We start from the raw sequence: 4,608 nt of genomic DNA, 5'->3' as shown, positions 1-4,608 counted from the left end.
GGGCGGTGCGGGGGCGGCGGCTGCCTCCGGCCAGCTGGAGGTGAGGCCCGAGACGCCCGTCGCCGGGGCGTCCGGCCAGGCCGGCGGGCGGGCCGAGAGGATGCCCACGCTCTCGGCGGCGGCCTGTGCGGGCAGCCGCCGCGCGGCGGGGGCGGCTGCCGCGGGCCGGGCCAGGGAGATCCCGGCGGGCCGGGCGTCCTCGGGCTCCCCGAGGTCCGGGCCGCCCCAGGAGACCCGGACGTCGCGGGGCCCGCCGAACCCTGCCTGGTGCGCCGGGTCCGCCTGCCAGGCCGTCGCCGCCGGGCGAGGGCCGGGACCGGCACCGGCACCGGGGCCGGGACCGGGACCGGGACCGGGGTCCGGGAGGGCCTCGGTCGCGGAGGTCTCGTCGAGGAACACCGGCCCCGTCTCCTCCACCGGGGCGGGAGCAGGAGCGGGACGGCTCGTACCCGGGACCCAGGCGGCGCCGTTCCAGTACCGGACGTACCCGGGGATGGACGGATCGGGGTAGTAGCCCTCGCGGGCCGCGTGCTCGCCGTCACCAGGGGAGGCCGTCAATGTCCCCAACTCCGATCGTGGCTCAAGGCTTGTGCAGGGGAGGACCCAAGGGGAGGACCATAGCCAAGAACCCCTTCCCGACAGGTCCGGTAACGGCAGATTCCAAGCCTTTGAGCGAACCTCGCCCCGACCCCGGCCCGCCCCTCACCCCGACCCGCCGATTCCGGTCACCCGACAGATTTCGGCCAACCTCGAAACCGGTGCCGGAAGTCGCGTCATACCCGGGCACATCGGCGCTCTCTCCGGGCGTGGGGCGGTCCGCGCCCCACGTCCGCAACCGACGCACCGAAGTGAGGCCGCCGTGCACCACCACCCCGTCATCGAGCGCGAGCTGGAGCTCAGGCTGATCCTGTCCCCCGAGCGCAGCATCCGCGTCCCCGCGAAGCTCCTCTACCTCACCGACGACCCCTACGCCGTGCACATCACCTTCCACACCGGCACCAGCGCCCCGGTGAACTGGACCTTCGCCCGCGAACTGCTCGTGGAGGGCGTGTTCCGTCCCTGCGGCCACGGGGACGTCCGGATCTGGCCCACGAAGATCGACAGCGAGTCGGTGTTGTGCATGGCGCTCAGCTCCCCCGACGGCGACGCCCTCCTGGAGGCCCCGGCGGGCGCCGTGTCGGCCTGGCTGGAGCGCACCCTGCGCGTGGTCCCGCCCGGGACCGAGGCGGAGCGGCTCTGCCTGGACGAGGCACTGGCCGAGCTGCTCACCCCGACCCCGGCCGACGAGCTGTGGCTGCGCGACCCGTGGCCCTCGGACGAGTCCGCGGAGGGCGACCTGTGAGGACCCGAGACGAGGACCGCGCCTCAGAACAGCTTGCCGGGGTTCAGCAGCCCGAGCGGGTCGAAGGCCTGCTTGACGGCGCGCTGCATCTCCAGCCCGACCGGCCCGAGTTCGCGGGCCAGCCACTCCTTCTTCAGCACCCCGACCCCGTGCTCCCCGGTGATGGTCCCGCCCAGGGCCAGCCCGAGGGCCATGATCTGGTCGAAGGACTCCCGGGCCCGCCGCGCCTCGTCCTCGTCCGCGGGGTCGAAGCAGACGACCGGGTGGGTGTTGCCGTCCCCCGCGTGCGCGCAGACGCCGATGAGCAGGCCGTACGTCCGCGCGATGGCGGCCGTCCCGTCCAGCATCTCGGCGAGCCGCGACCGGGGCACGCACACGTCGTCGATCATCGTCGCGGGCCGGAGGGCATCCAGCGCGGTCAGGGACATCCGGCGGGCCCGCAGCAGGAGTTCCGACTCCGCCTCGTCCTCGGCGGGTACGACGGCACTCGCCCCGGCGGCCGTGCACAGCTCGCCGACGGCCGCGAGGGCGGCGGGCGCGTCCGGGGTGTCGAAGGCGGCCAGCAGCAGCGCCTGCGTGCTCTCGGGCAGCCCCATCTTCCCGAGGGCGTTGACGGCGCGGACGGTCGTCCCGTCCATCAGCTCCAGCAGCGAGGGCGCCAGCCCCGCCTCCATGACGGCGCAGACGGCCTCGCAGGCGGCCGCGACGGACGGGAACTCGGCGGCGAGCGCCAACTGGCGGGGCGGCGCGGGCCGCAGCGCCAGGACGGCCCCCACGACCACGCCCAGGGTGCCCTCGGAGCCCACGAAGAGCCGGGTCAGGTCATACCCGGCGACCCCCTTGGCGGTACGCCGCCCGGTGCGCAGCAGCCGCCCGTCCGCGAGCACCACGTCCAGCCCGAGCACGTACTCGGCGGTGACCCCGTACTTGACGCAGCACAGCCCGCCCGAGGCGGTGCCGATGTTGCCGCCGATCGTGCACTGCTCCCAGCTGGAGGGGTCGGGCGGGTAGTACAGGCCCTGTTCGGCGACGGCCCGGGACAGGACGGCGTTGACCACGCCCGGCTCGACGACGGCGATCCGGTCGACGGCGGAGACCTCCAGGATCCGGTCCATCTTCACCAGGGAGAGCACGATGCAGCCGTCGGAGGCGTTGGCGGCCCCGGACAGGCCCGTACGGGCGCCCTGGGGGACCACGGGGACGCGTAGCGCGGTGGCGGTGCGCATCACGTGCCGCACCTGCTCCACGGTCCGCGGCAGGACGACGACGGCCGGGGCGCCGGCGGGGCAGAAGTCGGCCATGTCGGAGGCGTACGAGGCGGTCACCTGCGGGTCGGTCAGGAGGGCCTCGGGCGGGAGGCCCGTGCGGAGTCTGGCGATGAGATCGTCGTCCATGAGGCCAGAGTGGCAGCCGGGGCCATCGGTGTGAACACGGCGGCGACGGGCTTCGGACACCGTGGCGGCCTCTTCATATTGACGCACAGTGAGCGCATGGACGGTTTCGACGAGCATTCCCCGCAGCCCGCGCCGCCCGTGACGTTCACCGGCCGCAAGACGGTGGTGGCGGCCGCGGTGACGGTGGTCCTGATCGCCGCGACCCTGCTGATCCGCCCCGCCCGTACGGGCGACGACGCGCGTCCGCCGGCGCCGGGAGAGCGGGCCGCGTCGGCGGTGGGCAGGGGCGCCCCGGCGGCGGCCGTGGACCTGACGGCGCTGGTGGCGGACCGGGAGAAGTGGCTCGCCGGGCATCCGGACGACGACGCTTCGTGGGCGGTGCTCGGATCGGCGTACCTGGAACAGGCCCGGCGGACGGCCGATTCCGGCTGGTTCCCGAAGGCGGAGCGGGCCCTGAAGCGGTCCCTGGAGGTCCGGCCCGCCGAGAAGGGCAACTTCGACGCGATGACCGGCATGGGCGCGCTGGCGGGCGCCCGCGGGGACTTCGTGACCGCCCGCAAGTGGGGCGAGCTGGTACGGGCGCAGGCGCCGCGGCGCTGGACGGCGTACCCGGTCCTGGTGGACGCGTACACGGGCCTGGGCGACTACAAGGGCGCGCAGGGGGCGATGGAGCAGCTGCAGGAGCTGCGCCCGGGCCTGGCCGCGGACCTGAGGGCCGCCCAGGTCTACCGGGACCGCGGCTGGCGCGAGGACGCGGTGGTGGCGCTGGAGGCGGCCGGGGGTTCGGCGAAGTCCCCGACGGAGAAGGCGTACGTGCTGTTCCGGCTCGGGGAGCTGGCCTGGGAGCGGGGCGACCCGGCCGAGGCGCTGCGCCAGTACGAGGCCGCGCAGCGCACGGACCCGGCGCAGGCGGAGGCCCTGGGCGGCCGGGCGCGGGCCCTGGCGGCGCTGGGGCGGGGCGGGGAGGCGGTGCGCGACTACCGGCTGGCGCTGGGGCGTACGCCGCTGCCGCGGCTGGCGCTGGAGCTGGGCGAGCTGCTGGACTCGCTGGGGCGGCCGCAGGAGGCGCGGGCGCAGTACGAGGCGGTGTCGGCGCTGGCGGCGCGGAGCGCGGCGGACGGGGTGGACCAGGAGGTGGTGCTGGGCCTGCTGGAGGCGGACCACGGGGATCCGGCCGTGGCGGTGCGCCGCCTGTCGGCGGAGTGGGAGCGGCACAAGAGCGTGCAGGTGGCCGATGCGCTGGGGTGGGCGCTGCACCGGGGCGGGGACGACGCGCAGGCGCTGGAGTACGCGAAGAAGGCGACGGAACCGGGGCTGCGGAGCGCGGAGTTCGCCTACCACCGGGCGGTGATCGAGCAGGGCCTCGGCGACGAGGCGGCGGCGCGGCGGCACCTGCAGGAGGTCGAGCGGACGAACCCGGTCTTCTCGCCCGTGCGGGGGCCGCTGGCGAAGGAGGCCCTGGCGGCGGTCGGGCAGCCGGCGCCCGGGGGGCCGGAGAACATGCAGCCGCGCACGCCGTGGGTGGCGCCGGAGCTGCCGAAGCCGAGGCCTGCGGCGCAGAAGCCCGACCCGGCGCCGGCCGCCCCGACGCCCGCGAAGCCGAAGCCGAAGCCGAAGCCGAGCCCGTCGGCGAGGTGAGGCGGGGTCGGGGCCGCTGCGCGGGGCTGGGTCCCCTACCCACCCTTCGCCCGTTCCCCGGGGCTCCGCCCCGGACCCCGGTACCGTGCGTTCCGCGCCCGGTGCGCTCAAATGCCGCGCGGGGCTGGAATATTGCCGCGCCGGCGTTTGAGGCGCTGGGGGCACCTCCCAGCGGTAGCTGAGGGAGGGTCTGGGGGCGGAGCCCCAGGAAACGGAGAAAGGGCGGGGCGGGGA

Annotated in this window: 4 protein-coding genes; 2 read left to right on the top strand and 2 right to left on the bottom strand. The window is 75.7% G+C overall.

What is annotated here, in order from left to right:
* On the bottom strand, positions 1 to 558 hold a 558-nt coding region (locus VR44_RS47005; protein WP_245691662.1), incomplete at its 3' end, for a DUF2510 domain-containing protein.
* 301 nt (positions 559 to 859) lie between these two features.
* Between VR44_RS47005 and VR44_RS10010 the strand changes: the two genes are divergently transcribed.
* Positions 860 to 1,342 carry an SsgA family sporulation/cell division regulator gene (locus tag VR44_RS10010; RefSeq protein WP_045947066.1) on the top strand — a complete coding sequence of 161 codons (483 nt, stop codon included), beginning with the start codon at positions 860 to 862 and terminating at the stop codon, positions 1,340 to 1,342.
* Between the two features lie 23 nt (positions 1,343 to 1,365).
* Here the strand turns inward: VR44_RS10010 and VR44_RS10005 are convergent, their stop codons facing one another.
* On the bottom strand, positions 1,366 to 2,736 hold the full coding sequence (locus VR44_RS10005) for an FAD-binding oxidoreductase (RefSeq protein ID WP_045947065.1): 1,371 nt from the start codon (positions 2,734 to 2,736) through the stop codon (positions 1,366 to 1,368).
* Positions 2,737 to 2,832: 96 nt separating this feature from the next.
* On the opposite strand from VR44_RS10005, the gene VR44_RS10000 reads away from it, so the two are divergent.
* The gene (locus VR44_RS10000; RefSeq protein ID WP_045947064.1) at positions 2,833 to 4,374 is read left to right on the top strand and encodes a tetratricopeptide repeat protein; all 1,542 of its coding nucleotides are present in this window, start codon (positions 2,833 to 2,835) and stop codon (positions 4,372 to 4,374) included.
* The last annotated feature ends 234 nt before the right edge of the window (positions 4,375 to 4,608 follow it).

Source organism: Streptomyces katrae (assembly GCF_000966975.1).
Lineage (GTDB): Bacteria > Actinomycetota > Actinomycetes > Streptomycetales > Streptomycetaceae > Streptomyces > Streptomyces katrae.
This window is presented reverse-complemented; position numbering and strand designations above follow the sequence as displayed.